Here is a 1,795-nt window from a genome sequence, read left to right on the forward strand (position 1 = left end):
GCGGGGGGGGGGGGGGGGGAAGAGGGTATTACTTAAGCGTGACGTCGAGCATCGGCGGGATGTACCCATAGTCGTACTCGGCCACCACGAACGTCTGCTGCCCTTTTATTTTCAAGCCCACCGTGGGTGCCTCGGTGCCGCCCACACGAATCTGCGTGCCGGTTTCGTCGGTCGGTACGCTGTCGATAAAGGAGGTCACCAGGCCGTTTGGCATCACATAGTGCGAGTAGGTCTGGAATGGCTGGGAGGACGGGTTGCCCAGGACCAGGCCGGAACCGTTGAGCGGCACGTAAGGGCCGAACAGCGAGTCCGCGACAAAACCGTACACGCCGTCCGGCCCGGTCACGCCGTCGCCGTAGGTGAAGGTATGGCTGATCGTGAACAGGTAGTACTTGCCATCCTGGAACACGAAGTGCGGGCGTTCGGTCTGGTCGTTGACGCCCACGGCTGTCAGCAGTGGCGGCAACATTTCCCAGTCGTCACCGTCCGCATCGCGGGCTACGGCGATGCCGACACAGGCGGTCTGGTAGCGGGAGTTGCCGACATCTTCATAACCCGGTGGCACATCGCCGATTTCTGCCTCTCCCACTTTGTGCGAGCCGCGCTCACCGGCCACGTTACCTTCGAACAGCATGTACAGCTTGCCATCGTTCGGGTCGCGGAATGGCCATGGGTCACGGAAACCCCAGAAAGCGTTTTGGGCTTCGGTCTGATACATCTTGCCGTCGGCCTCGAACAGCGGCTTGACCTTCTCGAAGCCGACCATGCTGACACCATGTTCAGTGGTCACGACCCGACCGCGCACCTTGACGATGGTCGCGCCTGGGGTGACGGCGGTGTAATACAGGTCCACTTCACCTCGGTCGTTCAACAGAATCGGCGTACCGGCCCATTCGCGGGCGGTCGGCGAAACGCCTTCGGCCATCACGCGGCCACCGAATTCCCAGTTCTTGCCGGTGCGAGAAAACCAGTAGTACATCTTTGCCCGACCGTGACGATCGTTCCAATCGCGGAGGATGTCGTAGTTACCGTCCTCGTCGAGGTACTGCGGGTCGTTTGGATGACGATCGGCCGTCAGCGTGAAGATCACCGACCAGCCATCGACGGACGTCACGTTACCGTCCAAGTCGCGCAGAGGCATGGTGTCCCAGATGAACACGTCGTTGTTCAATACCGGGAAATCCGCGCTGACCAGCGGCTGAGTGGTGGTGGGATCGTCCGCCCGGACTTTCAACGCATCAGCGCGGGTCCAAAGGCTGGGTTGATTGGGGGTTACACCAAATTTTTCAGTGTTGGTTTTCATAAGTTACTGCCTCGTCCATGAATGGATTCAAATAAATAATGCTTTAGAAATACTGTATGTGCATACAGTGAAACTACCTTATAGAGGCTCACCTATGCGGGTCAAGCAAAAAAATGCATTTGTGCATATTTTGGTTTTTTCTTGTAGCTGATACGTTTCAGCCATGAACGTTTGCAGAAGTTAGTTCCAGGGGAGATCGGCGACGTTGCCTGCACGCTCGGTGCTTTGAATCGCTGATGGGTGGAAGGCGCGCGTAACTGCGCAATGGGAGGGCAATGCATGGAGGGAGCGGATCGCCGTGATCTGCTCGCGAGATGGCGAGTCAGTGGCGCTGATGTTGACTGGTGTATCGCTATCGCGAGCAGGCTCGCTCTCACAGGATTTTCGTAGTTTGATCCTGAATGGACACACCACCAACTGCTCTTGTGACATCGGCCAATGTGGATTCAGTTGAAACACAAATCCTGTGGGAGCGGGCTTGCTCGCGAATGC

The 1,795-nt window shown here is 57.5% G+C and carries 2 protein-coding genes; both read right to left on the reverse strand.

Going from position 1 to position 1,795, the window contains the following annotated elements:
* Positions 1 to 28 precede the first annotated feature (28 nt).
* Positions 29 to 1,303, reverse strand: coding sequence for a glycoside hydrolase family 68 protein (locus HU811_RS26800; protein ID WP_186659110.1), 1,275 nt, complete (start codon positions 1,301 to 1,303; stop codon positions 29 to 31).
* Positions 1,304 to 1,483: 180 nt separating this feature from the next.
* A partial coding sequence (locus HU811_RS27550; protein WP_225248499.1) for a hypothetical protein occupies positions 1,484 to 1,795 on the reverse strand: 312 nt, incomplete at its 5' end.

Origin of the sequence: Pseudomonas tehranensis (assembly GCF_014268615.1) — a bacterium.
In the GTDB taxonomy this organism is placed as follows: domain Bacteria; phylum Pseudomonadota; class Gammaproteobacteria; order Pseudomonadales; family Pseudomonadaceae; genus Aquipseudomonas; species Aquipseudomonas tehranensis.

What these genes read in the sequence shown, in the direction of transcription:
- HU811_RS26800 (WP_186659110.1), bottom strand. Translation starts at nt 1,303, where the DNA reads ATGAAAACCAACACTGAAAAATTTGGTGTAACCCCCAATCAACCCAGC.